This window comes from Mesorhizobium sp., from assembly GCF_017306585.1.
GTDB lineage: Bacteria > Pseudomonadota > Alphaproteobacteria > Rhizobiales > Rhizobiaceae > Mesorhizobium.
Window position 1 is genome coordinate 1 of the sequence record NZ_JAFKIC010000368.1, and the last position, 2,440, is coordinate 2,440.

2 protein-coding genes are annotated in these 2,440 nt (G+C 59.9%); both read left to right on the forward strand.

What is annotated here, in order from left to right:
- The first annotated feature begins 253 nt into the window (after nt 1-253).
- Nucleotides 254-2,008, forward strand: a complete 1,755-nt coding sequence (locus tag J0I79_RS34840) for a branched-chain amino acid ABC transporter ATP-binding protein/permease (RefSeq protein ID WP_292870682.1) — start codon at nt 254-256, stop codon at nt 2,006-2,008.
- Nucleotides 2,001-2,440, forward strand: a 440-nt coding sequence (locus J0I79_RS34845; RefSeq protein ID WP_292870685.1) for an ABC transporter substrate-binding protein, incomplete at its 3' end; no start/stop codon positions are given. The genes J0I79_RS34840 and J0I79_RS34845, both read left to right, overlap by 8 nt.

Sequence of the window (2,440 nt, forward strand, 5' to 3'; positions counted from 1 at the left end):
GGATGCGCCGGTGTGAGGCTCAGGGCTTCCCGGCCCAGACATTTGGCTCGAAATGGAGAGGTGAACAATGCCATCTGGCCAACAGTCGATCGAGTCACGGCATGATGCCGCTGCGCCTGATGGCTCACTCGCAAGGCTTGCGAATGAAAAACGGATAGGTCGGGCAGCGGGGTCAACGGTTCTACTCTTCGCGCTGGTGCTCGTCCTGACAGTTCCCTTCGCCCTAGCTGGCCCATCCGCCGAGCGAGTGGTGATGCTTCTTCTGATCGATCTCTGCGCGGTCGTCGCGCTTTGCATCTTCACGGGGAACTCGGGAATCCTGACGGTCGGTCATGTCGGTTTTTTTGCCGTCGGCGCCTACGCTACCGGGCTGCTGACGACGCCGCCCGATTTGAAGTCTGACATGTTGCGCCATCTGCCAGGATTCCTGGCCCAGATCGAACTGAGCCTCCCGGCTTCCCTCATCGTGGTCGCCGCGATTTCGCTGGTCTTGGGGATTGTAACAGGCCTACCGCTCTCCCGCCTGCGCGAGACATCGGCAATCCTGGCAACCTTCGGGTTGCTGGTGATCACGGACTACCTGCTTAAGGGTGCAACGAACCTCACCAATGGCACCAAGGGTTTTTATGGCGTTCCGCAGATCGTAAGTCTGCCGATTGTCTATTTCTTCGTATTCCTGGCCCTCGCGATTGCGTTTGCCTTCAAGGAATCGCATTGGGGGCTGCAACTTAGGGCCTTTCAGGATAACGAGGTCGCGGCGGCGGCGACCGGTATCGAGAGCAATCAGCGCCTTCTGCAGGGCTGGACGGTCAGTGCCATGGTCATGGGGGTGACTGGGGCATTGTTTGCCCACATCATAGGTGCTTTCCAGCCTCACGACTTTTATCTGGACATGACCTTCGCGCTGATCGCGATGCTGGTGGTTGGGGGCAAACGGTCGATCTCAGGCGCGGTCATCGGCACGATCATCGTCACGGCGCTGGTCGAGCTCGTCAGGCCTTTCGAGAGCGGTGTCTCGATCGGATCCTTCCGGTCTCCACCAATCTGGGGCGCGACACAGATTCTTCTGAGCTTGATGATCCTGCTCGTAATGTACAAACGTCCCGCTGGGATCATGGGCAGTCAGGAATTGGCGCTCGATCGGCTGTGGCGGCGGGTGCCGAAGATCGGAGCCCAGCCACAAGCAGGCGGACCCGAAACGCCAATGTCCAGCCGGCATGGTGCCAAGATGCTCCGCGCCGAAGGGCTTGGTGTCGACTTCGGCGGTTTGCGGGCGCTCAACAATGTTTCGATCAAGGTGCAATCCGGGCAGATTGTAGGGTTGATTGGACCCAATGGCGCTGGAAAAACCACGCTCATCAACGGTTTGACGGGAGTCCATCACCCCAACCATGGAACTGTCCTGCTCGGCGATAGGAACGTTGTCGGGTGGCGGCCCAGCCGCATTGCGCGCGCCGGCCTTGCACGAACTTTTCAGAACATACGCCTTTTCGGCGAGATGACCGTTATTGAGAATGTGATGGCCGCCGCCGCGGCCCGGGGCCATGGCGCTGCGGGCATCGAAGACTATGCGAAGGGGCTCCTTGCCCAATTCGACTTGCTGGATGATGCGGAGCGAGTTGCCTCGACACTGGCTTATGGCAACCAGCGGCGCCTTGAGATCGCGCGGGCTCTCGCGCTCGAGCCAAGTTTTCTGCTGCTCGACGAACCTGCGGCCGGAATGAACCCGAAAGAGTCCGAGCAGCTCATCGCGGCCATCCTCGACATTCGAAACAAGTATGGACTCGGCATCCTCATCGTGGAGCACGACCTGCACCTGATCATGCGCCTTTGTGACCAGGTTTTCGTCCTGAACAAGGGTGAATTGATCGCCTCGGGGTCTGCAGCCCAGGTCCAGAACGATCCCCAGGTCATCGAAGCTTACCTGGGAACACGCGACCTCCTGGCAAAACGCAAGGTGCGCCAGGAAACCGAAATCTCAAACAACAAAGGAGAGGGAAATGTCTGACACCATGATGAACTCGCTGCAACTCGGTCTGTCTCGGCGCAGTGTGATGAAATCCATGCTCGGGGTCGCAATAGCGGGTGTCGGTGGCTTGCGTCCGGTCTTCGCGGCTGATGGGAAGGTCCGCGTCGGGCTGGCGCTGGCGCATACCGGCTGGGCTGCCGCCTATGATGTGCCGTTTGCGCATGGCATGAAGATGGCATTCGACGACGTGAATGCGGCCGGGGGTATTCTGGGCAAATTCAAGATCGAAGTGATCGAAGGCAACGACACGGCGTCGAGCTCGGTCGAGTCCATCAAATCCGCCGACGCGCTGATCGAACAGGGCGTCGACGTGCTCTTCCTGAGCTGCGACGCCACCAGTTCCACGGCTGCGGGCCGCAACGGCCAGCAGAAGGGTGTCCTTATGTTCGCGGGCACCTCCACGCAGCCCGA